The sequence below is a fragment of the Mesorhizobium sp. M0664 genome (assembly GCF_040320565.1).
In the GTDB taxonomy this organism is placed as follows: domain Bacteria; phylum Pseudomonadota; class Alphaproteobacteria; order Rhizobiales; family Rhizobiaceae; genus Mesorhizobium.
In genome coordinates this window covers 257,573-283,024 of the sequence record NZ_JAMYPW010000001.1, presented here as the reverse complement: position 1 = coordinate 283,024, position 25,452 = coordinate 257,573, and the positions used below count along the sequence as shown (strand labels likewise).

Sequence of the window (25,452 nt, the reverse complement as noted above, 5' to 3'; positions counted from 1 at the left end):
ATCAGGCGGCCTTCTTCTTCGCCAAACGTGCCTTGATGCTGGCAACGTCGGCACGTGGCGTCGCCGCGAACAGCGTCCTGGTGTAGCTGTGTTTGGGGTCGGCGAAGACCTCGTCGCGCGAGCCGTATTCGACCGCTTCGCCGAAATACATTACCATCACGTCGTCGGCGATGTACCGCACCACCGACAGGTCGTGGCTGATGAAAACATAGGTTAGCTGAAACTCGTCCTGCAGGTCGGCGAGCAGGTTCAGCACCTGCGCCTGCACCGAAAGATCAAGTGCCGAGACCGGCTCGTCCAGCACCAGAAGGCTGGGGTTGAGCATCAGCGCGCGGGCGATGGCGATCCGCTGGCGCTGGCCGCCCGAAAACATATGCGGGTAGCGATTAAAGTGCTCGGGGCCGAGACCGACCTTCTTTAGCATCTTCATGGCAAGATCGCGCCGCTCGTCGGCCGTGCTGTCGGTGTTGATGAGCAGCGGCTCGGCAAGCACGTCGCCGATCTTCTGGCGTGGATTGAGCGAACCATAAGGGTTTTGGAAGACGATCTGGACCTTGCGGCGCATTTCCTTCGACAGGCCGTTCCTGCCGATGTCTACCTTCTTGCCGTCGATGAAAAGCTCGCCGGAGGTCGCCGGGTCGATCAGGGTGATGATGCGGGCGAGTGTTGACTTGCCGCAGCCGCTCTCGCCGACGATGGCCAGCGTCTTGCCCTTGTCGACGCTGAACGAAACACCCTTGACCGCATGAACCGTACGGGAGGGGCGGAAAAGCCCGCCACCGACATGATAGTCGCGCACGATGTTCTTGCCTTCGACTACCGTCACGCTCATGAGGCGGTTCCTCCTGCGGACCGGGCTGCGACTACAGATGGGGCCGGCTCAAACAGCATGTCGGAAACAGTAGGCAACCGGTCGCCGACGGCATTTTCGGGCAGCGCCGACAGGAGCGCGCGCGTGTAGTTGCTCTTGGGGGACTCGAACAGCGACAGCACGTCGGCCTCTTCCATCTTGCGGCCCTTGTACTGGACGATGACACGGTCGGCGGTCTCGGCAACCACCCCCATATTGTGGGTGATCATGATCAGGCCCATGCCATATTTGGCCTGCAGGCCGACCAGCAGATCGAGGATCTGCTTCTGGATGGTGACATCGAGCGCCGTGGTTGGCTCGTCGGCGATCAAAAGCTTGGGATTGCAGGCGATGGCGATGGCGATCATGACGCGCTGACACTGACCACCCGACATCTGGTGCGGGAAGGAGCCCAGCCGTTCCTCGGGGTCGGCGATGCCGACCAACTTCATCAATTCGATGGCACGCGCCCGGCGCTGGGCGCGGTCCATGCCCATATGGAAGCGCAGCACCTCCTCGATCTGGAAGCCGACGGTGAAGCACGGGTTGAGGCTGGCGACCGGCTCCTGGAAGATCATCGAAATGTCCTTGCCGACGATCTTGCGCCGCTCGGATGGGCCGAGCTTGAGCAGGTCGATGCCGTCGAAGGCCATGCGGTCGGCCCTCACCGTCGCGGTGTTGGGCAAAAGCCCCATCACCGCCAGCATCGCCACCGACTTGCCCGAACCGGATTCGCCGACGATCGCCAGCACCTCGCGCGGTTCGACCGACAGGTCGATGCCTTGTACCGCCATGAATGGTCCAGCGACGGTGTCGAAGGAAACGGTCAGGTTCTTGATCTCGAGAAGAGGCATTGGATTATGACCTCTTCAGCTTGGGATCGAAGGCATCGCGCAAGCCGTCGCCGATCAGATTGATGGCAAGCACAGTGATCAGGATGGCAAGGCCGGGGAAGGTCACCACCCAAGGCGCGCGCAGGATGAACTCGCGCGCCGAGGCGAGCATCGTGCCCCATTCCGGCGTCGGCGGCTGCGCACCGACACCGAGGAAGCCGAGCGCCGCAGCCTCGAGAATAGCGTTGGAGAAGGACAACGTCGCCTGCACGATCAGCGGTGCCAGGCAGTTCGGCAGGATCGTCCTCACCATCAAGCGAAGATGACCGGCACCAGCCACCTTGGCGGAGATGACATATTCGCGGTTCTTTTCGGCCATCACGGCGGCGCGGGTGAGGCGCGCGAAATGCGGCTGCAGCACCAGCGCGATCGCCAGCATGGCATTGAACAGGCCCGGGCCGAGGATCGCCACCAGCACCAGCGCCAGAAGCAGCGACGGGAAGGCCAGGATGATATCCATGATGCGCATGATCAGAGTGTCGACCCAGCCACGGAAATAGCCGGCGAGCACGCCAAGCACGATGCCGCTGGTGAGCGAGAAGACAACGACCACCAGACCGATGAACAGCGAGAAACGCGCCCCGAAGATCAACCGTGAAAGCATGTCGCGGCCGACCGCGTCGGTGCCGAGCAGGAACATCGATTTGCCGCCTTCCTGCCAGGCAGGGGGTGCCAGCAGCGCATCGCGAAACTGCTCGTCGGGCGAATGTGGGGCGACGAACGGCGCAAAGATCGCCACCAGCACCAGCGCCGAAAACGCGACAAGGCCGATGACCGCGCCGGTGTTCATCGAGAAGTAGTGCCAGAACTCGGCGAAAGCCCGTTGCCTGCCGCCTGTCGGGATGGAGGCGGCGGTAGCTTCGGCGGCGGATTCGTCGGTCATCTCACTGCACCCGGATGCGCGGATTGATGACGGCGTAGAGCACGTCGACGATCAGGTTCACCGCCATGACGATCAGCGCGATGATCAGCAATCCGCTCTGGACGACGACATAGTCGCGCTTGCCGATGGCATCGATCATCCATTTGCCGATGCCCGGCCAGGAAAAAATGGTCTCGGTCAGAATGGCGCCCGCCATCAAGGTGCCGACCTGCAGTCCAATGGTGGTGACTACCGGGATCAGCGCGTTGCGAAAAGCGTGCAGACCGATGACGCGGCGAGGCGCCAGGCCCTTAGCGCGCGCGGTGCGGACATAGTCCTCGCCCAGCACCTCGAGCATCGCCGAGCGCGTCTGGCGCGCTATGACGGCAAGCGGGATCGTCGCCAGCACGATCGACGGCAGGATCAAATGGCTGACGGCAGATTTGAAAGCCCCGCTCCTGCCGGAGATCAGGCTGTCGATGAGCATGAACCCGGTCGTCGGCCTGAAGAAATACTGCAGGCCGATGCGGCCGGAAACCGGCGTCCAGCCGAGATAGCCGGAGAAGAAGATAATGAGCAGCAACCCCCACCAGAAGATCGGCATCGAATATCCGGTCAGCGCGACACCCATCGTAGCCTGGTCGAACCACGAGCCGCGCTTGACCGCGGCGAAGATACCGGCAGGAATGCCGAGCAGGACGGCGATGATCAACGCCACTGTCGCCAGTTCCAGCGTGGCTGGAAACAGCGCCTGGAATTCGCCGAGCACTGGCCGCTTGGTGGCAATAGATATGCCGAAATCGCCGGTCAGGACCCTGCCGATATATTCCAGGTATTGGATGACATAGGGCCGGTTGTAGCCAAACTGCTCGATGAGCTGGGCGTAGCGCTCGGGGCTGACGCCGCGCTCGCCCGCCAGGGCCAGGATAGGATCGCCGGGCAGAAGCCGGACGAAAGCAAACGCCGCCAGCGATATGCCGAACACGGTCGGGATGATCAAAGCGAGCTTGTGGAGGAGATAACGGAGCATCTTGCTTCATAGAACGGCGGCGCGGGAAGTCCAGCGCCGCCGTTCAATTTCTCAGGACTTATTCGGTGACGTCGACGCCGTCAAACCGATGAATGCCGAGCGGGTCCATAACGAAGCCCGACACCTTCTTGTTCATCGGCATGAAGACCTTGGAGTGGGCGATGGTCAGCCACGGAGCCTCACGCTTGAACACCACCTGAGCTTCCTCGTAGATCTTGGTGCGCTCGGCGACGTCCGTCGTCGCCTTGCCTTTTTTCAGCAGGGCTTCGAATTCCTGGTTGCACCAGATCGCATAATTGGACTGGCCGATGGCATCGCAACCGAGCAGGAAAAAGAAGTTGTCCGGATCGCCATTGTCACCGGTCCAGCCCAGTTGGAAGGCGCCGTCGCGATCCTTAGCCTTGCCGCGCTGGCGATACTCGGTCCATTCGTAACTGACGATCTCCGCCTTGACGCCGACGGCGGCATAGTCGGCCTGGATCAACTCGGCGACGCGCTGGGCGTTCGGGTTGTAGGGGCGGCTGACCGGCATAGCCCAGATCTTCATCGACAGATCCTTGACGCCTGCATCGGCCAGCATCTTCTTGGCCGCCTCCGGATCATAGGGATCGTCCTTGATGTCCTTGTTATAGGACCACATGGTCGGCGGGATCGGGTTGATGGCCGGCGCGCCGGCGCCCTGATAGACCGCGTCGATGATCGCCTTCTTGTTTACCGCCATGTTGAGGGCCTTGCGGACCTCGACCTTGTCGAAGGGCGGCTGCGTCGTGTTGTAAGCCATGTAGCCGATGTTCAGGCCTTCCTGCTCGTCGACCTTGAGGTTCGCGTCAGCCTGCAGTCCGGCAATGTCGGCCGGCGCCGGGTATGACATGATATCGCACTCGCCCGCCTTCAGCTTCTGCGCGCGTACGGCCGGATCGGGCGTGATGGCGAAGATCAGATCGTCGATCTTCTGTCGCCCGCCATAGTAGCCGTCCCATGCTGCATAGCGCACGACCGCATCGACCTGATAGTCGACGAACTGGAACGGACCAGTGCCGACCGGCTTCTGGGTGAACTGCTGCCTGGTGCCGGCCTTGTCGAGTTGGTCGGCATATTCCTTGGAGACGATCGAGGCGAAATCCATGCCGAGGTCCGGCAGGAACGCGACTTCAGGCTTGTTCAGCACGAATTTCACCGTCAGGTCGTCGACCTTGACGATTTCCTTCAGGAGATCGGGAAAGCCCATGCCGGTGAAATATTCCCAGCCGGTGCCTTCCAGATAGCTGTACCACGGGCTTTCTTTCTTCCACTGGCGTTCGAAGGAAAAGATCACGTCGTCTGCGTTGAGGTCGCGCGTCGGCGTGAAATAATCGGTCGTCTGGAATTTCACACCCGGGCGAAGCTTGAAGGTGTATTCGAGACCGTCGTCGGAAACCGTCCAGCTCTCGGCCAGGCCGGGCGAGATGGTGGTCTTGCCATGCTCGAACTCGACCAGGCGCGAATAGATGGTGCGCGACGAGGCGTCGAAGTCGTTGCCGCCGCTCCATGGCGACGGGTCGAAGCCGGCCGGCGAAGCCTCCGAGCAATAGACCAGTTGTTTTGCATTGGCCATGCCGCCGAGGACGCTTGCAGCCAGCAACGCGGCTGCAAAAGTCAGTTTCTTTTTCATTGAGCACTCCCTGATGTTCTTCCAAGCCCCTCTATCAGGCTCGCGAAGGCCGCATATAAGCACCGTTTTTCTAGCTTTGGAACTGCTTGTTTGCCTAACCCACGGGAAGCAGAAAAAAATTCCGGCACGCGGCAAATTGTGGAAAAAACGAGCCGAATCCGCAGATCACGACATTATTAGCGACTTCAATTTTTTGTTGATCGGCGATGCCGCCAACTGTGGGAATCGAGCCGTTCGGTTCAAGAGATGCGCATCCGAAAACCGGTCGCGGCCGAGAGGTTTGACGGCAAGTCTTACCGCACTCCAGGTGGCGAGGCTTGCACGGCCGTCGCTTGTGGCAATACATAGATAGGTGGGCAGCGTGCCGGATTTTCCCACGTTCCGGACATTGCGGCAAGCGTGGGATATCGTTGTGATCAGGGCGGTGGTGGCGCGCAAGCATGCCGAAACAATAAGAACGATTGAGGGAGCGACAGGTGGCAAAACCGGCAAAGACAACCAACGCGGCGAAAGCAAAGGCCGAGGCAACATCGAAAGCAGTCAAGTCAAAAGCGGCCGCCGCCAAGCCGACGGCTACCGCGAAGGCAACCGCGAAGCCGGCGGCGAAGACCACGGCTGGAGCGGCTGCTAAACCGGCACCCGGCAAGACGGCGCCTGCTGCAAAGTCTGCCGCCAAGCCGGCGGCGAAGGCAGTGCCGACAGCGCGCCGACCGCCGGCAGGTCCGGCCAAGAGATTACCAAAGGCGATCACGTCGCTGGCCGCCGGCCTGCCGGAAAAACCGTGGCTCCAGAGTTACCCAAAGATCGTGCCGGCCGAGATCGGCGCCCTGCCCTCCAGCTCGATCGGCGACTTTCTCGTCGCCGTGTGCAAGCAGTTTGCAAGCCGGCCGGCCTTCGTCTGCATGGGTAAATCGATCACCTATGCCGATCTCGAGCGACAGTCGGCCGCCTTCGGCGCCTATCTGCAATCAACGGGGCTGCAGAAGGGCGCGCGCGTCGCCCTGATGATGCCGAATGTGCTGCAATATCCGGTGGCGATGATGGCAGTGCTTCGCGCCGGCTATGTCGTGGTAAACATCAATCCGCTCTACACGCCGCGCGAGCTGGAGCACCAGCTCAAGGATTCCGGCGCTCAAGCCATTGTCATCCTCGAAAATTTTGCCTGCACCCTGCAAGCGGTGATCGCCAGGACCGCGGTCAAGCATGTCGTGGTCGCCTCGATGGGCGACATGCTCGGCGGGCTCAAGGGAACGATCGTCAACTTCGTTGTACGCCGCGTCAAGAAGATGGTGCCGGCATGGTCGCTGCCCGGCCATGTCAAGTTCAACGCCGCGCTGAAGGCGGGCACCGGCAAGGCCTTCAGGCCCGCAAGGGTCACGGCCGACGACATCGCCTTCCTGCAATACACGGGCGGCACGACCGGCATCTCCAAGGGCGCGATGCTTTTGCACAGCAACATTTTGGCGAACGTCGCGCAGAACGCGCTGTGGGCCGAAGACGCTTTTACCGTCAAGCCGAAGCCGGCGCATCTGAACTTCCTCTGCGCGCTGCCGCTCTATCACATTTTTGCGCTGACGGCGAACGTGCTGGTAGGCATGCAGCAAGGCGCGCAGAATGTCCTCATCCCCAATCCGCGCGACATTCCCGGCTTCGTCAAGGAGCTGCAGAAATACCCGATCCACATCTTTCCGGGCCTCAACACGCTGTTCAATGCGCTGCTCAATAATGAGGATTTTCGCAAGCTCGATTTCAAGCCGCTGATCCTGACGCTGGGTGGCGGCATGCCGGTGCAGAGGGCCATCGCCGAACGCTGGAAGGTGCTGACCGGCTGCCCGATCAGCGAGGCCTACGGGCTCACCGAGACCTCGCCGGGAGCAACGATCAACAAATTCAGCGACGGCGTTTACACCGGCACGATCGGCCTGCCGCTGCCCTCGACCGAGATCGCGATCCGCGACGACGACGGCAACAATTTGCCGCTCGGCGAAGTCGGCGAAATCTGCATCCGCGGACCGCAGGTGATGGCCGGCTACTGGAACCGGCCGGACGAGACCGCCAAGGTGATGACCGAGGACGGCTTCTTCAAATCGGGCGACATGGGCTTCATGGACGAGCTTGGCTACACCAAGATCGTCGACCGCAAGAAGGACATGATCCTGGTTTCCGGCTTCAACGTCTATCCGAACGAACTCGAGGAAGTGGTGGCGCAGCATCCAGGCGTACTCGAAGTTGCCGCGATCGGCGTGCCGGACGAGCATTCGGGTGAAGTGCCGAAGCTGTTCGTCGTCAAGAAGGACCCGGCACTGACCGCCGACATGCTGACGGCTTATTGCCGTGAGAACCTGACCGGCTACAAGCGTCCCAGGTATATTGAGTTCCGCACCGAGCTGCCGAAGACACCGGTCGGCAAGATCCTGCGCCGGGCGTTGCGGGGCTAGGCGCAGCTTGAGCGATTGCATCGCCGGCGCCAACGCCGTGAGCATAGGTTCGCGCCCGGACCCGGCACAGTTCATCCGGGCGAACATGCGGATCGCCCCCGTGCCCGCGCTTCCCGAAATTCGGCTTTACACCGCCCATCCGGGAAGCGGGCTCAGGCGGCTTCTCGAATGGAACCAACATGCGACCGAAGAAGACGGACCTGAACCGGAGCCACCGTACTGGGCCTATGTCTGGGCCGGCGGCGCGGTGCTCGCCCGCTACATATTCGACCGGCCGGAGACCGTGGCCGGCCGTCGCGTGCTCGACCTCGGCGCCGGTTCGGGTCTCGTCGGCATTGCAGCGGCAAAAGCCGGGGCAAGCGCGGTCGTCGCGGCCGAGATCGATCGCAACGGTGTGGTTGCACTCGGCCTCAACGCGACTGCGAACGGCGTCGCTATCATGATCATTGGCGAAGACATCACCAGCGGTCCGCCGCCACCGGTGGATGTCGTGGTGGTCGGCGACCTGTTCTACGCCCATGATCTCGCCGGCCGGGTCGTCCCCTTCCTCGACCGCTGCCTTGCAGCCGGCATCGCCGTGCTGATCGGCGATCCGGGCCGCGCCTATCTGCCCCGCTCGCGGCTTCGCCTGCTGGCCGAATACGAGGTGCCGGATGTCGGCGAAGGCAGGAATGCGGCGATGAAACCGAGCGGCGTGTTCTCGTTCGGACCAGCTAGCTGCGAGTCTAGACTGTCTCGCTGACCCGCGCCGAAAGAAAATCAGGCAGGTCGGCCACCGAATCCAGAATGACGTCGGCTATCTGGGACAGCGATTCACGTGTGCCGGTGCCGGACAGCACGCCGACCGCCAGACCGCAGCCGCCCGCCCGCGCCATTTCAAGATCGTGACGGTTGTCGCCGACCATGGCGATTGCCGAGGGCCTGAGCCCCGTCAGATCAGAGAAGGCAAGGATCGTATCCGGCGCCGGTTTTGGATTGGCCACCGCGTCGTAACCATAGGCGGCGTCGAAAAGCTGCGCGACGCCCAGCGTGACCAGGGTCTTTTCCGCGCCGCTGGTCGAATCGTTGGTGGCGACACCAAGCCGGTAGGATTTTCTGTGAAGCAGGCCAAGCGTCTCGACCACGCCCGGCAGCGCCACCGCCATTGCCGATCCTTGCGCCGAGGTGATGGCGTTGAAGCGGGCGACGGCAAGCATCTGGTCCTCGTCGGACAGCCGTGGAAACCACAGCTCGACGACGTCCATGTTGGTGCCGGAGGCAAAAATCGAATCCGGCTTGAAGCGCTTGGTGGCGAAGTCGAAGCCCGCCGCCGCAAGCAGCCTGTCTGCTTTCCAGCGATCGCCTTCGGCCGCATCCATCGCCATGAAGTCGGCGATGCCCAGCCATGTCGCGTTGAAATCTACGAGCGTGCCGTCCTTGTCGAACAATATTCCCTTGATGTCCGCCAAGCTTTTCACTCCGGGCCGCGCAAGCGGTGGATGTATTCCACCAGTCCAGCAGTCGAGGCATCCCGCTTTGCGGCGTTCTCCTTGCCTTCAACGACGGGCAGCAGCCCGGTCGCCAGTTCCTTGCCGAGCTCGACGCCCCACTGGTCGAAGGAGTTGATGTTGAACAGCGTGCCTTCGACGAAGACGCGGTGTTCGTAAAGCGCAATCAGCCGTCCGAACGTGTGGGGGTCGAGTTTCCTGTAGAGGATCGTCACTGAGGGGCGGTCGCCGGAGAAGACGCGGTGCGGAGCAATCCTGTCGACATCGGCCGGCTTCATGCCTTTCGCCAGCATCTGCGCTCGGGCTTCCTCAAGCGTGCGGCCCTTCATGAAGGCTTCCGACTGCGCCAGGCAATTGGCAAGCAGAAGGTCGTGGTGATGCTTCAGTTCCGGCTCGTGGCCGACGGCAGCGGCGAGGAATTCGACCGGAATGAAATCGGTGCCCTGATGCAGAAGTTGGAAGAAGGCATGCTGGCCATTGGTGCCGGGCTCGCCCCAGACCAGCGGGCCGGTCGGCGTCGTTACAGCGCCGCCGTCCAGGGTGACGCTCTTGCCGTTCGATTCCATGTCGAGCTGCTGCAGATAGGCCGGCAGCCTGGACAGACGCTGATCGTAGGGGATGACGGCGCGAGCGGGGTATTTGCAGATCACGCGGTGCCACCAGCCAATCAGCCCCATCAGCGCCGGCAGGTTCTTCGCCAGCGGGGCGGTGCGGAAATGCTCGTCCATCTCATGGGCGCCGTCGAGAAAGGCGCGAAAATCCTTCGGGCCGATGGCGATCATCACCGGGAGACCGATCGCACCCCAGACGGAATAGCGCCCGCCGACCCAGTCCCAGAAGCCGAAGACGCGATCGGGCGCGATGCCGAATTTGGCGACCAGGTCGAGCGCCGTCGAGACGGCGGCGAAATGCTTGCCGACCGCTTCCTTGCCGAGCGCCTTCTCGACCCATCTGCGCGCGGTTTCGGCATTGGTCATCGTCTCGACCGTGGTGAAGGTCTTGGAGGCGATGATGAACAGGGTGGTTTCGGCGGAAAGACCCTTCAGCGTGTCGTGGATATGGGCACCGTCGATATTGGATACGTAATGCGCGCGCGGCCCGTCATGATAGGGCGCCAGCGCCAGCGTCGCCATGGCCGGGCCGAGATCGGAGCCGCCGATGCCGATGTTGACGATGTCGGTGATCTTCTTGCCGGTCGCGCCGGCCGCCTTGCCGGAACGCACCGCGTCGGCGAAGGCACCCATCGCGTCGAGTACGGCAAGGACTTCCGCCTTCACGTCCTGGCCGTCGAGCACGATGCCCTTGCCGGTCAGGTTGCGCAGCGCCGTGTGCAGCACGGCGCGGCCTTCAGTGACGTTGATCTTCTTGCCGGCAAACATCGCGTCGCGCCGGCCTTCGAGGTCAGCGGCCTCAGCCAGTTTCTCCAGCAACTCCATAGTCCGCGCATCGACCGCGCATTTCGACCAGTCGAGCAGCAGGTCGCCGTCACTGGCGGAGAATTTCTCGAAGCGCTGCGGATCGGCAGCGAAAGCCTCGCGCATCGAGCCCGATTTGGCCGCACGGTGATCGCGCAATGCGTCGAGCTGCTTTTGAAAGGACGATTGATCCACTGCTTCGCTCCGGTCTCTTGAGATGCATCTTATCAGGCCGGATGTTTCCGGCGCGTGTCGTCGCGGCAAACTATCGGGTCGAATTCCATCTGTTTCAATGCGCAGCGATGCCGCAGCGCAGCGTGGGCCGGCTCAAAGGATCACTGGCATAAATCCCAGCGATCAGAAAAATTGATTGGCGCAACACCTTGTGCCACCGGTACATTCGACTGGTCCAGCCACGTGAAAAAAGCTGGCCATCGAGGAACATCTCCCATGCCACAGCGAAACGACACGGCCATATGGTCCGGCCTGTTCCGGATTTCGGCGGAATCCGGTCAGACCCTGCAGGCGCAGATCCGCCAGGCGATCGTCGCCGCCATCCTCGACCGGCAGATCGCGGCTTCCATGCCGCTTCCGTCCTGCCGGATTCTTGCCGAAAAACTCGGCGTGGCGCGCGGCACCGTGGTGCTGGCCTTCCAGCAGCTGGTCGACCAGGGCTTCCTGGTGGCGCGCGAGCGCCGCGGCCATTTCGTCAATCCCGAAGTGCTGGCGACGCCGGCCAAGCCGCATCAGAAGGCGCCCGACCAGGCCAACGAGATCGACTGGAAGGCGCGTCGGCAGATCGCGGCGAGCGACATGCCGCCGCCGGCCAAGCACGACAACTGGATCAAGTCGTCATACCCCTTCGTCTATGGCCAATTCGACCCGGCGCTGTTCCCGACCGCCGAATGGCGCGAGTGCAACCGCATGGCGTTGGCGGTGCTCGAAATCCGCAACTGGGCATCCGACATGGTCGACCGCGACGATCCGCTCCTGATCGAGCAGATCCAGGCACGGCTGCTGCCGCGACGCGGCATCTTCGCCAATCCGGACGAGATCATCGTGACGTTGGGCGCGCAGAACGCGCTTTACATGCTGGCGACGCTGTTGATGACCAAGGGCTCCAAGGTGGCGATGGAGGACCCGGGCTATCCCGATGCACGTTCGATCTTCCGGCTGGCCGGCGCCGAGATCCAGCCGGTTCCGGTCGACCACTCCGGCATCGTAACCTCGGCCATTCCCAATGATTCCGGCTTCGTCTTCGTCACGCCCAGCCACCATTGCCCGACCATGGTGCCGCTGTCGGCAGAGCGGCGGCAGGAGCTTTTGGCGCGCGCCAACCGGCACAACCAGATCATCATCGAGGACGGATATGACAGCCAGCTCCTGGACGAGGCGCCGCAGCAGGCGCTGAAGAGCCTCGATCGCTCCGGCCGCGTCGTCTATGTCGGCTCGATGTCGAAGACGCTGGCTCCCGGCCTGAGGCTTGGCTACATCGTCGCCTCGGCCGGGCTGATCTCCGAGCTTCGGGCGCTACGCCGCTTCATGCTGCGCCATCCGCCGGCGAACAACCAGCGCGCCGTGGCGCTCTTCCTGTCGCTCGGCCATCACGAGGCGCTGGTGCGGCGGCTGTCGAGCGCCTTCGACGAGAGGCGCAAGCGTCTGGTCCATGCGATTTCCGCCTTCCTACCGGAGTGGCGCTCGACCGATTCGGCCGGCGGCACGTCGCTCTGGCTCGAGGGGCCGCGCGGCACCGATTCGCGCGGGCTGGCGGAGGCCGCGGCCTCGCGCAGCGTCATCATCGAGCCTGGCGACCGCTTCTTCGACCGCACCGAAAAGCCATCGCGTTTCATGCGCTTGGGCATTTCCTCGATCGCGTTGCAGCACATCGAACCCGGCATCCGCGAACTGGCGACGGCAGCTGGACGCAGGCCGGCAGCGGCCTGATCTCCCTTCCCCGACCGGAGCCTGGCGCATGTGGTGCGGCTCCGGTTCTTTAGCTCCTTGGCATATTCGACGGGACCGGCTGGCACATAGGCTGTGCCAATGCCGGCGGCATAGTCGCTGTGTAGAAGGACGAAGCAGGCCGATGGTGGACCAACCGCCGCGCGTTCCTGCCGATGAAGGTGGAGTGCTTCCATGCCAGTGGCTGTCGAACAGCAGGACACGCCGGCGAACCGTCGTCCACAGCGCTCCGGTCTTCGCGAAACAGGACATGCCATGCGATCAGCTCCTCTGATGGAGGACACCGGACCACGACACCAGGCCATCGAGGGCGGCAGCTACGGGCCGCTGCGCGGGGATGACTGCGAGCGCATCCACGAGGGCGTGCTGACGCTCCTGGAGACGGTGGGTTTCGCCAATGCCATCCCTTCCTGCATAAAGGTGCTGACCAAGGCGGGGGCGGTCCGTGGCGACGACGACCGTGTGCGCTTTCCACGCGCGCTAGTGCTCGACACCATCCAGCGGGCGGCACGACATTTCACACTTCATGGCCAGGACGCCAGGCACGACATGGTGGTCCAGGGCAAGCGCGTGCACTACGGCACGGCAGGTATCGCCGTGCACCTGGTGGATCTGGAGAAGCGCGAGTACCGCGAATCCAAGCTGCAGGACATTTATGATGCTGCCCGCATCGTCGATGGGCTGGACAACATCCATTTCTTCCAGCGGCCGATGGTGGCGCGCGACATCGCCGATCCGCTCGAGATGGATTTCAACACGCTCTATGCCTGTGTGATGGGGACATCGAAGCACGTCGGAACATCCTTCACCGTGCGTGAGAACGTGAAGCCGGCGCTTGAAATGCTGTACGCCATCGCCGGCGGCGAGGAGAATTTCCGCGCCCGGCCATTCGTTTCTAACTCTAACTCATTCGTCGTGCCGCCGATGAAGTTCGCCGAGGATGCCTGCGGCGTGCTCGAGGCTTGCGTTGAAGGCGGCATCCCGATCCTGCTGCTCTCGACCGGCCAGTCCGGCACCACAGCACCTGCGGCGATGGCCGGCGCCGTCGTGCAAGCGGTGGCCGAGGTACTGGCCGGCCTGGTCTATGTCAACGCGCTCAAGCCGGGCCATCCGGCGATCTTCGGCGCCTGGCCGTTCATGTCGGACCTGCGCACCGGCGCCATGGCCGGCGGGTCGGCCGAGCAGTCGGTGGCAACGGCGGCCTGCGCCCAGATGGCGCAATTCTATGATCTGCCCGGCGGCTCGGCCGCTGGCATGACGGATTCGAAACTGCCCGACATTCAATCCGGCTACGAAAAGGGCATCACCAATGTGATGGCCGGCCTCTCCGGCCTCAACCTCGTCTACGAGGCGGCCGGCATGCATGCCTCGCTGCTCGGCTTCTGCCTGGAGAGCCTGGTCATCGACAACGACATGCTCGGTCATTGCCTGGGCTGCGCACGTGGCATCGACGTGACTGACGAGGCCCTGTCGATCGACAGCATCGCCGAGGTCTGCCTCAAAGGCCCAGGCCACTATCTCGACAACGAACAAACGCTCAAGCTGATGCAGACCGATCATCTCTATCCCGCCTTCGCCGATCGTTCCTCACCGAAGGAATGGAACGAAAAAGGCCGACCTGATATATTGCTGCGTGCGATCACCGAGAAGAAACGCGTTCTTGCCGAACGATTTCCGCGCCACGTGCCAAAACAGGTCGACGACAGATTGCGTGCCCGCTTCGGCAGCCTGATCCACCTGCCGCGTACGCATATGGGCGGCTGACCGGAGACGCGTTCGTGCAGCCATACAGCCACCACCCAGAGCCAATTCCGGACGAAAACCGCTTCACAGCTTTCCTGGAATTGCCCCAGGACCAACCATCGGGCAGAACGACAAATGAGTGCGCATCCTATCCTGCAAGCCCACACCGACGGCGACGCGATCGATCGGCTGGTGGCGTCTCACCGGCCCGGCCACGGCCTGGTGCGTGCCTTCTATCATGACCCGGCGATCTTCGAGCGTGACATGGAACGTGTCTTTCGCCGCCACTGGCATTGCCTGGCCCATGCCAGCGTTATCCCGAACCCCGGCGATTTCGAGCTGTTCAAACTGGGCGACGAGGCGGTCATCCTGACGCGCGGCATGGATGGCACGGTGCATGCCATGCTCAATGTCTGCCGCCACCGCGGCGCCGAGGTCTGCACCAAGGAGAAGGGCAACGCGAAGATGTTCGTGTGTCCCTACCACGCCTGGACCTATTCCAATGACGGGTCGTTGCGCGCTGCCCGCCTGATGCCGAAGGATTTCGACCGCACGGCGCACGGGCTGAAGAAGCTTCATGTCCGCGTTGCCTCCGGGCTGGTTTTCATTTCCTTCGCGGAGACGCCGCTCGATTTCGATCCAATCGAACAGTCGCTGCGCACAAGCTGCGGCCAGTATGGCTGGGGCGACGCCAAGGTGGCGTATCGCCAGTCCTATCCGCTCGACGCCAACTGGAAGCTCGCCGTCGAGAACTATGTCGAATGCTACCATTGCGGGCCGGCGCATCCGGAATATTCGCAGACGCATGCGCTGGAAAAGCCGGCCGAGATGATCGAGCAGCTCAACGCGGCGATGGAGCAGCGCACCTGCGCGCTTGGCATCGAGATCGGCAGCGCCAACCGCTGGCAGAACTCGGCGGCCGGTCAGGAAGCAATCCATACCTTCCGCTATGCGCTCTATGATGGCGTTTCGAGCGGCAGCCAGGATGGCTCGCCGGTGGCCCCGCTGATGGGCCGCTTCACCGACTATGACGGTGGCGTCACCTCCATCCATCTCGGCGGCACGACCTTCCTCGTGTGCTATCCCGATCACGGCATGATCTACCGCTTCATCCCGAAAACCGCGGGCACCTGCGAGATGGAGCTGATCTGGCTGGTGCGCGGCGACGCGGTCGAGGGCCAGGACTACGATCTGGAGAAGCTGACCTGGCTGTGGAAGGTCACCACCCAAGAGGACAAGAAGATCATCGAGCACACAGCGCGTGGCGTGCGCTCGCACTATTTCGTGCCGGGGCCGATCGCGCCGATGGAATACAACGAACTGCGCTACATCGGCTGGTATCTTGAGGAGATCAGCCGGGCTTGATCGACTCGGCTGCCGCGGGGGGATCCGGCAGATCTTGCCTGTCGCGTCATTCCGCGCTGAGCCCGTATCGGTCGACGACTTCGGCGTTGATCAGCTTGGCATGCAGCGTCATCAGCACGATCTGTGCGTCGAAGCTGTCGCCGGCCTCAAGTGCCGCCTCGATGCGGCGCTCGGCTTCCAGCGTCCGTTGATGGCCATTGGCTTGCTCGAAGGTTTCGGGACCCGCGATGCAATAGCTGCACAATTGTGCCACCGACGCATAGATGCCCGGCGGCGGCTCGTCGGGCCAGTGATCCTTCATCAGATTGACGATCGTGAGTTTTACCCCCTCCGGCACAAGGGCGGGATGCAGATCGGCGCCGCGCAATGCATCGTCGAGCTGCCTCAAGTCGCCCGAGCGACCGAACATTCCAAGGAAGCCGAGGGAAGAACGCCGTTGCGCCATAATGGTCCAACCGTTCCCAACCAGTTAGGTGGTTCACAAGCGGAATACAAAGGCAGCGGCATCCAAGCGTCGCGTTTAAGTAGATTCAGGCGATGCGCTTCAAGTCCTTGCAGGCATCAGCTACTTACCGCCAGTAACAAGACACCGGCCAGCGCCGATCCGGCAAGCGTCGGCAGCATACCGATCTTCAGCTTCAGAATGGCGATCATCGAGGCACAGGAAAGCAGCGCCGCGCGCCAGTCTATCGATGAAAGCACCGGCACGTCCATTCCAAGCCCGACATTGCGCACTTCGCCGAAGATGACGTGCAAGCCGAACCATAGAGCGAGATTCATGATGACGCCGACGACGGCGGCGGTGATCGCACCGAGCGCCGCCGACAGCGCCTTGTTGCCGCGCAGCGCTTCGATGTAAGGCGCGCCAAGGAATATCCATAGGAAACATGGGGTAAACGTCGCCCACAGCGTGAACAGCCCGCCAAACAGTCCGGCAACCAGCGGCGCCAGCAAGCCCGGCTGGCGGAACGCGGCAACGAAGCCGACGAACTGCAAGACCAGGATGAGCGGACCCGGCGTGGTTTCGGCAAGTCCAAGGCCGTCGACCATTTCACCGGGTGCCAGCCAGCCGAAGTACTCGACCGCTGCCTGCGCGACATAGGCAAGGGCTGCGTAGGCGCCGCCGAAGGTGACGACCGCCATGACACTGAAGAAGCCACCGATTTGCGTCCAGACGCTGGCAGGGCCGGTGAAAGCCCAGACCAGCAGAACAGGCCCCAGCCAGATCGGCAGCCAGATCGCCAAAGTGCGCGGCGCGTGCCATCGTGTCGGCCTGACGTGGGTCAGTTCGCCGCGCTCGAACATCAGATCGACCACGCCCTTTATGTCGGGAACATCGCCCTTGCCATGCGAGGCGCCGGAAAAAAATGCCGGCGCACTACGGTTGCCGATCCAGCCTGCCAGCCCGGCAAGCAGCACGATCAGCGGAAACGGCACGTTCAACGCGTAGATGGCGATGAAGGCAGCGAGTGCGATCGACACCATGACCGGGTTTTTCAGCGCGCGTTTGCCGATCCGGATCACCGCCTCGATGACAATGGCGAGCACGGTCGCCTTGACCCCGAAAAACAGCGCCGAGACGAGTGGTACATCGCCATAGAGCGCATAAAGGCTGCTCAGGACGAGCATGACAAGCGCGCCCGGCACGACGAAGAGAATGCCGGCAACAAGGCCGCCGGCCGTTTTGTGCAGCAACCAGCCGATATAGATGGCGAGCTGCTGGGCCTCAGGGCCAGGCAGCAGCATGCAGTAGTTCAACGCATGCAGGAAGCGCTGTTCGCCGATCCAGCGCCGTTCCTCGACCAGTTCCTTGTGCATGAGCGCGATCTGCCCGGCCGGGCCGCCAAAGCTGAGCACGCCGATTTTTGCCCAGACCTTCACGGCCTGCCGGAAGCTCGGCACAGCGGGCTCCTGAATCTCCGCCGGCTTTTTCGATAGGACGGCGCTCACGATGGCTTGCCCGCGCTGACTGTGCCGGCGGCCGGCCAGTTATGCGTCTCCTCGGTGGCATCGCGGCACCAGCGGAAGAACATATCATAGAGCAGCATGCCGGCCTCGAGCTGCTCCAGATCGTTGCGAAACATCCGTGACAGGCCAAGCGAGGCGGCCAGGAACCCGGCCGCCTGTGGAACAAGATCGAGGCTCGCAGTATCGGCAGCGCGTATGATCGTGGCCAAGCGATCGAGTGCTTCGGATTTAAGCCCGAACTCCTCGATCATGGTGTCGAAGGTGCAGCGTTCGCCGCGATGGCTCCAGAACACGTTCTCAATGTCGAAAGGCACGGCCTGAAAGCGATCGGCGACGGCCGACACTTCGGCCGGCTCGACGAAGAGAAAGACCGCGTGAGGATCGATGAAGCGCCGAATCAGCCAGGGGCAGGCGATGCGGTCGACCTTCGGGCGCGTACGCGTCACCCAAACGGTGCGGCCCTTGTCATCGCGGGGCGGTATCTTGCGGGCGTCAACGAGAAGCCCCTTGGCGTCGCGCCAGTCTTCAAACCCGCCGTCGAGCGATTCGGCGGCAATGCCCTCGTGGCGCAGCCATGCGGCCACGCCTTGCGAGAGCTTTTTTCCCTGTTGGCAGACGACTGTCACTTGCCAGCCGGCGAAGTCGGCAGCCCAGTTCGAGACAGTCCTGAAATCACGCCGATCCGACGCCGGCAGCAGTCGCGGGTCGGCGTTGTAGTCATCGTCGATGCGGACATCGATGATCGCGGGTGCACCCGGCAGACCAATCAGACGGGATAGTTGCGGTACGGTGATGGTTGTTGTCGACGGCATGGCGTCCACCTCCTGGAAAGAGAAGCTTGGACGCGAACATTGGGCTGACGCCTCACGGGGTCGTCGCGATTAACCCCTTGCGATGATCGTGGATTTGTCGCGCTCGCTTGTCAAGCATTGCCGTTCTCGCGGGAGCAATCGCTGTTGACAAATGACCGCGTCCAACCCTGTGCCGGGCATTTCTGCCCATTAGCGGCAGGCTATCGCAGGTGGAAAGCCGAGGCTTTCGCTCTGCGATGTGACCCCACCCCTACCCCTCCTGGCGCTGACCTCGGCAAATTGCCTGCACCGGCGGCTGGCTCATGCGACGGACCCTGGTCAGTGATTGTCCCTCGGCACCCCGCTTGTATGAGCCACATCCTGGTATTTTACCGCCGGCTTCAGCACCATGCCTTCGGAAAACTGGTCGACCATGCCGCGCTGGATCTCCTGCCACGGCGTCTGGTGCTTGGGATAGTGATAGCCGCCATTGTTCTGCAGTTCGGTGCGCCGCCGCGTGATCTCGTCGTCGCTGACGAGGATATCGGCGGTGCCCTTGCGCAGATCGACGCGGACGCGGTCACCGGTCTTCAGCAGCGCCAGCCCGCCGCCGATGGCGGCTTCCGGCGAGGCGTTGAGGATCGAGGGCGAACCCGACGTGCCCGACTGGCGGCCGTCGCCGATACAGGCCAGCGCGTGGATGCCCTTTTTGATCAGATAGGCCGGCGGCTGCATGTTGACGACTTCGGCGCCGCCCGGATAGCCGATCGGGCCGGCGCCGCGCATGAACAGGATGGTGTGCTCGTCGATGCCTTGTGCCGGATCGTCGATGCGGGCGTGGTAATCCTCGGGCCCGTCGAACACCATGGCGTTGCCCTCGAAGGCTTCGGGGTCCTTCGGGTTCGACAGATAGCGCTCGCGGAACTCGGGCGAGATGCCACTGGTCTTCATGATCGCCGAATCGAACAGATTGCCCTTGAGATTGATGAAGCCGGCATTGGCTTTCAGCGGCTCGGCAACCGTGCGGATGACGTCGAGGTTCTCGTTGACGGCGCCCCTGCAATTGTCACCGATGGTCTTGCCATTAGCTGTCATGGCTTCCGGATAGGGCAGCAGGCCGCCCTTCATCAGTTCGGCGACCACGGCCGGCACGCCGCCGGCATGGTGATAGTCCTCGCCGAGATATTCGCCCGTCGGCTGCAGATTGACGATGAGCGGTATGTTGAGGCCGACCTTCTGCCAATCGTCATTGTCGAGCGGCACGCCGAGATGGCGGGCGATGGCGTTGAGGTGGATCGGCGCGTTGGTCGAGCCGCCGATCGCCGAGTTGACGACGATGGCGTTCTCGAAGGCCTTACGGGTCATAATGTCGGACGGCTTCAGATCCTCATGCACCATGTCGACCATGCGCTTTCCGGTCTCGTAGGCGATCTGGCCGCGCTCGCGATAGGGGGCGGGGATAGCGGCCGAGCCCGGCAATTGCATGCCGAGCGCCTCGGCCAGCGAATTCATCGTGGTGGCGGTACCCATCGTGTTGCAATAGCCGGTCGACGGCGCCGAGGAGGCAACGATATCCATGAACTCGTCATAGCCAATCTCGCCGGCCGACAGGCGCTGGCGCGATTCCCAGACGATGGTGCCGGAGCCGGTGCGCTTGCCCTTGTGCCAGCCGTTGAGCATCGGGCCGACCGAAAGCGCGATAGCCGGAATGTTGACGGTGGCCGCGGCCATCAGCATGGCTGGCGTCGTCTTGTCGCAGCCGATGGTGAGCACTACGCCGTCGAGCGGATAGCCGTAGAGCACCTCTACCAGGCTGAGATAGGCAAGGTTGCGGTCAAGTGCAGCAGTCGGCCGCTTGCCGGTCTCCTGGATCGGGTGGCAAGGGAACTCGAAAGGGATGCCACCCATCGAGACGATGCCTTCGCGCACGCGCTTGGCCAGTTCGATGTGATGGCGGTTGCAGGGCGACAGGTCCGAGCCGGTCTGGGCGATGCCGATCAGCGGCTTGCCGGACATCAGTTCGGCCCGCGTCAGCCCGTAATTCAGGTAGCGCTCCAGATAGAGTGCCGTCATGCCCGGATTGTCGGGATTGTCGAACCACTCCTGCGAGCGAAATTTCTTCTTGTGGGTGGGGGCGCCTGCCATCGTGGTCTCCGTATTTGTATGACAAATCGATATGACAACGCGCGGGAGCAGGCAAGGGGCACGCGCCATCCGAATCCGCTCTTTGGTACGAAAGACATACATCTGCCTCCGCGCCAGACGGGATCGTGGTTTGTCAGCCCGCTATCCCGGAGAGTTGGAGCGCGTCGCCGCGGACCCTACCTGACCCTTCCGGCCACCCTCCCCCTCAAGGGGCCCACTTGGGGAGGGACATCCGCATCACTCGAACACGATGCTCGGCACTGCAGCCTCGGCCGCGCCGCGCTCTTCATTGACGCGGTCCCAGACCTTGGCGGCGATGTCGCGATAGATTTTCGCCTCAGCGCCATCCGGCTTGGAGACCACCACCGGCGTGCCGGCATCGGAGCTTTCGCGGATGCCCATCTCGAGCGGCACTTCGCCAAGGAAGGTGACGCCGAGACGCTCGGCCTCGCGGCGGGCGCCGCCATGGCCGAAGATGTCGTAGCGTTTTCCCGTATCGGGGGCGAGAAAATAGCTCATGTTTTCGACGATACCCAATAGCGGCACGTCGACCTTTCTGAACATGTTGAGGCCTTTGCGCGCATCGATCAGGGCCAGGTCCTGTGGCGTCGAGACGATGACGGCGCCGGCCAGCGGCACCTGTTGGGCCATGGTCAGCTGGGCGTCACCGGTGCCGGGCGGCATGTCGACGACGAGCACATCAAGCGGTCCCCATTCGACCTCGCGCAGCATCTGCGTCAATGCCGACATCACCATCGGCCCGCGCCAGATCATCGGCGTCTCCTCATCGACGAGGAAGCCCATCGACATGACCTTGAGGCCATAATTCTGCATCGGCTTCAGGATCTTGCCGTCGACGGTCTGCGGCCTGCCACGAATGTTGAGCAGACGCGGCATGGAAGGGCCATAAATGTCGGCATCGAGCACCCCGACCCGCAGCCCGTTGGCGGCAAGCCCAAGGGCGATATTGACGGCGGTGGTCGACTTGCCGACGCCGCCCTTGCCGGAAGCGACGGCGATGATCGCTTCGATGCCGGGTACGCCGCGCTTGCCCTGGCTGTGCGAGGCGGGCGCCTGCGGCGTGGGACGCGCAGGTGCGGCCGGCGGAGCGGGCCTCTGAGCCGGTCTTTGCGGAACCGGCGCCTCCATGCCGCCGCCCTTCTTTTCCGCCGTCAGCGCGACCACGGCGCCGGCAACACCGGGGATCGCCTTGACGACACGTTCGGCCGCCGCACGCAGCGGTTCCATCTCCTGGGCACGGGCAGCGGGAACGGTTATCGAAAAGAACACCTTGGCATCGGCAATGAAAATCTCGGAAACCAGGCCGAGGTCGACGATATTGCCGGTGAAATCCGGCCCATTGACCGTCTTCAGGCGCTCGATAACGATTTCCTTGGTCACGTTTTCATTGGCGGCGGGCATGAGTTTTTCCTCTACTTTTCCGCTCCAGATAATGCAGTTCCGGAACAGAACCAAGCGATGGACCACCAATTGCAGCGGCGTATCGGGGAGGCAGCGAGCATATGACGGCATTTCCAGTGGGAGCAGCCGTCGCCAAATCGTCAGCGCAGCCTATTTCATGAGCATGGAATGACAGCCAGGGAAGGAGACGAATCATGCTCGCAAACAGCAACGCGACGGCCAATCTCGCCGTGAAGGACCTGGCCAAGGCCAGGGCATTCTACGAAGGGGTCCTTGGCCTGAAAGAGGTGCACAATGAAGGTGGCGAACTGATCGTCTATAAAAGCGGCGACACCAGCATCAACGTCTACCGTTCGAACTTCGCTGGGACCAACAAGGCGACGGCTGTGACATGGACGGTCGGCGACGAACTCGGCAAGATCGTTGAGGCATTGAAATCGAATGGCGTGACCTTCGAGCATTACGACATGCCCGGGCTGACGCTTGAGGGTGACATCCATGTCGGTCACGGCATGAAGGTCGCATGGTTCAGGGATCCGGACGGCAACATCCTGAATCTTGTGGACCGGTAGTCGCCGCGCCAGAGGCGGCTCCAGGCGCCATGATGCTCACATCACCTTGCCAGACCGACCGCGAAGTAGGTGAGAGCCGCGATCGCCGCGGTTGCCGGCAAGGTGACGATCCATGCGGCCACGATGTTGCCGGCAATGCCCCAGCGAACGGCGGAGACGCGGCGGGCGGCGCCGACGCCGATGATAGCGCCGGTGATCGTGTGCGTGGTCGATACCGGAATACCGAGCCAGGTGGCGGCGAACAGGGTGATCGCTCCGCCGGTCTCGGCGCAGAAACCCTGCATCGGGTTCAGCCGGGTGATCTTCGAGCCCATGGTGTGGACGATGCGCCAGCCGCCGAGCAACGTGCCCAGCGCCAGCGCCGACTGACAGGTGATGACGACCCACAGCGGCACGTAAAAATTCGCGCCGAGCATGCCTTGCGAATAGAGCAGCACGGCGATGATGCCCATGGTCTTCTGCGCGTCGTTGCCGCCATGGCCGAGCGAATAGAGCGAGGCGGAAAAGAACTGCATGACGCGGAAGGCGCTGTCGACGGCGAACGGCGTCTGCCGCACGAACAGCCACGAGACCGCGAGGATCAAGACAAGCGCCAGCAGAAAGCCTGCCGCCGGCGACAGCACGATGGCCGCCGTCGTCTTGCCCAACCCGGCCCAGACGATGGCACCGGTGCCTGCCTTGGCAACGCCGGCGCCGACCAAACCGCCGATCAGAGCGTGCGAGCTACTGGACGGGATTCCGACGAGCCAGGTGACGACATTCCAGACGATGGCGCCGACAAGTGCTGCGAAGATTACTGCCGGCGTGACGATGCTGGCGTCGATGATGCCGGTTCCGAGCGTCTCCGCTACGTGAAGACCGAAGAACATGAAGGCGATGAAATTGAAGAAGGCCGCCCAGAACACCGCATAGTGCGGCCGCAGCACCCGGGTGGAGACGATGGTGGCGATGGAGTTGGCGGCATCGTGCAGGCCGTTGAGGAAATCGAAGAACAGCGCGACGACGACAAGGCCGACCAGCACGGGAAAGGCTATTGCGGCTTCTGACACTATACGTTCTCGATGACGATGCCGCTGATTTCGTTGGCGACGTCCTCGAAGCGATCGACCACCTTTTCCAGCTGGCCGTAAATCTCGCTGCCGATCAGATAGGCCATCGGATCGCTGCGGCCGTGCCGCTTGAACAGGTCCTTCAGGCCCTGCTCGTGCAGGTCGTCGGCCCGGCCTTCGGCGCGCATGACCTCCTCGGCGATGGCGTTGAGGCGCACCGTATGCGCCCCGACCTTGCCGAGCAGCGGGATCGCCTCGGCCACCAACTTGGCGGCCTCGACGATGACACCTCCCATTTCCTGCATCAGCGGGTCGAATTCCTTCTTCTCGAACAGCCTTACCGTCTTGACGGTTTTGTGCATCATATCGATGGCATCATCCATCGACTGGATCAGGTCCTTGATGTCGCCGCGGTCGAAGGGCGTGATGAAGGAGCGGCGCACGGCCAGCAGCACTTCCGCGGTGATCTGATCGGCTTCGTTCTCGAGATCGATGATCGTCTGACACCAGCGGTCGATGTCGTTGCCCTGCAAAAGCTGCTGCAGTGCCTCGGCGCCACCGACCACGGTGCGGGAATGCCGCTCGAACAGGTCGAAGAAGCGATCTTCGCGCGGCAAAAGCTTGCGGAACCAGCCCAGCATGTTCGGTACTCCCGTCGTGTCCAGTCCACGACCCCGTCTCATCCACATAGCGCCGCATTCCATCGCCGGAAACAGTAAGCCGGCTGAAAGATGTGGATGCGGACGATTTACACACGCGGCTTGCGGCCGAAGACGATTTCCACGACGTTGCGCGCTACAATCGGACACAGCGTCCGTGACAGGCTCCCGACGGCATGATCGATAAGCTGGAATTCTTCATAGCACTTGCCAGGGAAGAACATTTCGGCCGGGCGGCGGAGGTGTGCGGCGTCACCCAACCGACGCTTTCGGCCGGCATCAAGCAGCTGGAAGGCCAGCTCGGCGTGATGCTGGTGCTGCGCGGCTCGCGCTTCCAGGGATTGACGCCGGAAGGCAAGCAGGTGTTGGTGTGGGCGCGCCGCATCGTCGGCGATAGCAGGACCATGCGCGAGGAGATGCGGGCGGCGCGCCACGGCCTGTCGGGGCGCATCCGCATCGCCGCGATCCCGACGGCGCTGGCCATGGTGGCGCGACTGACGACGCCGTTTCGGGCAAAGCATCCCGGCGTCACCTTCTCGGTGCTGTCGCGCACCTCGATCGAGGTGCTATCGCTGCTCGGCAATTTCGACATCGACGCCGGCATCACCTATCTCGACAACGAGCCGCTCGGACGCGTCACTAGCGTGCCGCTCTATGACGAGCGCTATCAGCTGATCACCGCGGTCGGGAACCCCTATTTCGACCGCGACAAAGTGACATGGGCGGAACTCAGCCAGCTGCCGCTCTGCCTGCTGACGCCGGACATGCAGAACCGCCGCATCATCGACCAGCATCTGGCCGAAGCCGGCGTGCAGGTGCGGCCGACATTGGAATCCAACTCGATGATCGTGCTGTTTTCGCATATCCGCACCGGCAAATGGTCGTCGATCATGCCGCTTAACCTTGCGGAAACCTTCGGTTTTTCCGAGCCGATCCGGGCGATCCCGATCGTCGAGCCGGATGCCAGCCACACGGTCGGGCTGGTGGCGGCGCGGCGCGAACCGCACACGCCGCTGGTCTCGGCGCTGTTGGACGAGGCAATGGCGCTGGCGGACGATTTCCACGGCCGCCGCTAGGCTAGACAATGCTGGTGAACGCGAACGATAGAAAATTTCTATCGAGCAACGGATCGGCTTTATTGATTTAGCGG

At 62.8% G+C, this 25,452-nt stretch carries 22 protein-coding genes; 8 read left to right on the top strand and 14 right to left on the bottom strand.

Annotated elements, in window-relative coordinates:
• Position 1: 1 nt before the first annotated feature.
• From NKI39_RS01235 to NKI39_RS01215, 5 genes are read right to left on the bottom strand one after another with little or no spacing between them, the layout of a single operon-like run.
• Entirely contained in the window at positions 2-832 is an 831-nt protein-coding gene (locus tag NKI39_RS01235; protein ID WP_352448539.1) for a dipeptide ABC transporter ATP-binding protein, read from the bottom strand.
• Positions 829-1,704 carry an ABC transporter ATP-binding protein gene (locus NKI39_RS01230; RefSeq protein WP_352830386.1) on the bottom strand — a complete coding sequence of 292 codons (876 nt, stop codon included), beginning with the start codon at positions 1,702-1,704 and terminating at the stop codon, positions 829-831. The genes NKI39_RS01235 and NKI39_RS01230 overlap by 4 nt, the downstream gene beginning before the upstream one ends.
• Positions 1,705-1,708: 4 nt before the next feature.
• The gene (locus tag NKI39_RS01225) at positions 1,709-2,626 is read right to left on the bottom strand and encodes an ABC transporter permease subunit (RefSeq protein ID WP_352813752.1); all 918 of its coding nucleotides are present in this window, start codon (positions 2,624-2,626) and stop codon (positions 1,709-1,711) included.
• 1 nt (position 2,627) lies between these two features.
• Positions 2,628-3,635: an ABC transporter permease subunit gene (locus NKI39_RS01220; protein WP_023676822.1), complete on the bottom strand. Its 1,008-nt coding sequence runs from the start codon at positions 3,633-3,635 to the stop codon at positions 2,628-2,630.
• A 58-nt stretch (positions 3,636-3,693) separates the two neighbouring features.
• Positions 3,694-5,286: an ABC transporter substrate-binding protein gene (locus NKI39_RS01215; RefSeq protein WP_352448537.1), complete on the bottom strand. Its 1,593-nt coding sequence runs from the start codon at positions 5,284-5,286 to the stop codon at positions 3,694-3,696.
• Between the two features lie 352 nt (positions 5,287-5,638).
• Here NKI39_RS01215 and NKI39_RS01210 point away from each other — a divergent pair, with 352 nt between their 5' ends.
• From NKI39_RS01210 to NKI39_RS01200, 3 genes are all read left to right on the top strand, one after another.
• A complete protein-coding gene (locus tag NKI39_RS01210) occupies positions 5,639-5,917 on the top strand; it encodes a hypothetical protein (protein WP_352830383.1) in 279 nt (92 codons plus the stop codon).
• 61 nt (positions 5,918-5,978) lie between these two features.
• Entirely contained in the window at positions 5,979-7,724 is a 1,746-nt protein-coding gene (locus NKI39_RS01205) for a long-chain fatty acid--CoA ligase (protein ID WP_352813755.1), read from the top strand.
• A gap of 7 nt (positions 7,725-7,731) precedes the next feature.
• Complete coding sequence (locus NKI39_RS01200; protein WP_352830379.1) at positions 7,732-8,466, top strand: class I SAM-dependent methyltransferase; 735 nt, start codon at positions 7,732-7,734, stop codon at positions 8,464-8,466.
• Here NKI39_RS01200 and NKI39_RS01195 read toward each other — a convergent pair.
• Positions 8,450-9,172 carry an HAD family hydrolase gene (locus tag NKI39_RS01195; protein ID WP_352448533.1) on the bottom strand — a complete coding sequence of 241 codons (723 nt, stop codon included), beginning with the start codon at positions 9,170-9,172 and terminating at the stop codon, positions 8,450-8,452. The two genes, NKI39_RS01200 and NKI39_RS01195, sit on opposite strands and share 17 nt — an antisense overlap.
• Positions 9,173-9,177: 5 nt before the next feature.
• A complete protein-coding gene (gene pgi, locus NKI39_RS01190) occupies positions 9,178-10,821 on the bottom strand; it encodes a glucose-6-phosphate isomerase (protein ID WP_352591237.1) in 1,644 nt (547 codons plus the stop codon).
• A gap of 255 nt (positions 10,822-11,076) precedes the next feature.
• Here pgi and pdxR point away from each other — a divergent pair, with 255 nt between their 5' ends.
• The 3 genes from pdxR (at position 11,077) to NKI39_RS01175 (ending at position 15,696) form a co-directional block, all read left to right on the top strand.
• Positions 11,077-12,570, top strand: coding sequence for a MocR-like pyridoxine biosynthesis transcription factor PdxR (gene pdxR, locus NKI39_RS01185; protein WP_023676815.1), 1,494 nt, complete (start codon positions 11,077-11,079; stop codon positions 12,568-12,570).
• Positions 12,571-12,762: 192 nt separating this feature from the next.
• On the top strand, positions 12,763-14,352 hold the full coding sequence (locus NKI39_RS01180; protein WP_352813759.1) for a trimethylamine methyltransferase family protein: 1,590 nt from the start codon (positions 12,763-12,765) through the stop codon (positions 14,350-14,352).
• 114 nt (positions 14,353-14,466) lie between these two features.
• Positions 14,467-15,696 (top strand): aromatic ring-hydroxylating oxygenase subunit alpha, encoded by a 1,230-nt coding sequence (locus NKI39_RS01175; RefSeq protein WP_352540459.1) that lies wholly within the window; start codon positions 14,467-14,469, stop codon positions 15,694-15,696.
• Between the two features lie 46 nt (positions 15,697-15,742).
• Here NKI39_RS01175 and NKI39_RS01170 read toward each other — a convergent pair whose 3' ends face one another.
• The 5 genes from NKI39_RS01170 to NKI39_RS01150 form a co-directional block, all read right to left on the bottom strand.
• Positions 15,743-16,141 (bottom strand): hypothetical protein, encoded by a 399-nt coding sequence (locus NKI39_RS01170; protein ID WP_352469996.1) that lies wholly within the window; start codon positions 16,139-16,141, stop codon positions 15,743-15,745.
• Between the two features lie 116 nt (positions 16,142-16,257).
• Positions 16,258-17,646, bottom strand: a complete 1,389-nt coding sequence (gene chrA / locus NKI39_RS01165) for a chromate efflux transporter (protein ID WP_352813763.1) — start codon at positions 17,644-17,646, stop codon at positions 16,258-16,260.
• Positions 17,643-18,476: a chromate resistance protein ChrB domain-containing protein gene (locus NKI39_RS01160; protein ID WP_352830375.1), complete on the bottom strand. Its 834-nt coding sequence runs from the start codon at positions 18,474-18,476 to the stop codon at positions 17,643-17,645. Before NKI39_RS01160 ends, chrA begins: the two co-directional genes overlap by 4 nt.
• A gap of 318 nt (positions 18,477-18,794) precedes the next feature.
• Positions 18,795-20,600, bottom strand: a complete 1,806-nt coding sequence (locus tag NKI39_RS01155) for an IlvD/Edd family dehydratase (protein WP_352830372.1) — start codon at positions 20,598-20,600, stop codon at positions 18,795-18,797.
• 237 nt (positions 20,601-20,837) lie between these two features.
• A complete protein-coding gene (locus NKI39_RS01150; protein WP_352469992.1) occupies positions 20,838-22,022 on the bottom strand; it encodes an Mrp/NBP35 family ATP-binding protein in 1,185 nt (394 codons plus the stop codon).
• Positions 22,023-22,216: 194 nt separating this feature from the next.
• Here NKI39_RS01150 and NKI39_RS01145 point away from each other — a divergent pair, with 194 nt between their 5' ends.
• Complete coding sequence (locus NKI39_RS01145; RefSeq protein WP_352830370.1) at positions 22,217-22,594, top strand: VOC family protein; 378 nt, start codon at positions 22,217-22,219, stop codon at positions 22,592-22,594.
• Positions 22,595-22,635: 41 nt separating this feature from the next.
• Here NKI39_RS01145 and NKI39_RS01140 read toward each other — a convergent pair whose 3' ends face one another.
• Positions 22,636-23,643: an inorganic phosphate transporter gene (locus tag NKI39_RS01140; RefSeq protein ID WP_352830367.1), complete on the bottom strand. Its 1,008-nt coding sequence runs from the start codon at positions 23,641-23,643 to the stop codon at positions 22,636-22,638.
• Positions 23,643-24,284: a DUF47 family protein gene (locus tag NKI39_RS01135; RefSeq protein WP_352613837.1), complete on the bottom strand. Its 642-nt coding sequence runs from the start codon at positions 24,282-24,284 to the stop codon at positions 23,643-23,645. The genes NKI39_RS01140 and NKI39_RS01135 overlap by 1 nt, the downstream gene beginning before the upstream one ends.
• Positions 24,285-24,478: 194 nt before the next feature.
• Here NKI39_RS01135 and NKI39_RS01130 point away from each other — a divergent pair, with 194 nt between their 5' ends.
• Positions 24,479-25,378, top strand: coding sequence for a LysR family transcriptional regulator (locus NKI39_RS01130; RefSeq protein WP_352470186.1), 900 nt, complete (start codon positions 24,479-24,481; stop codon positions 25,376-25,378).
• The last annotated feature ends 74 nt before the right edge of the window (positions 25,379-25,452 follow it).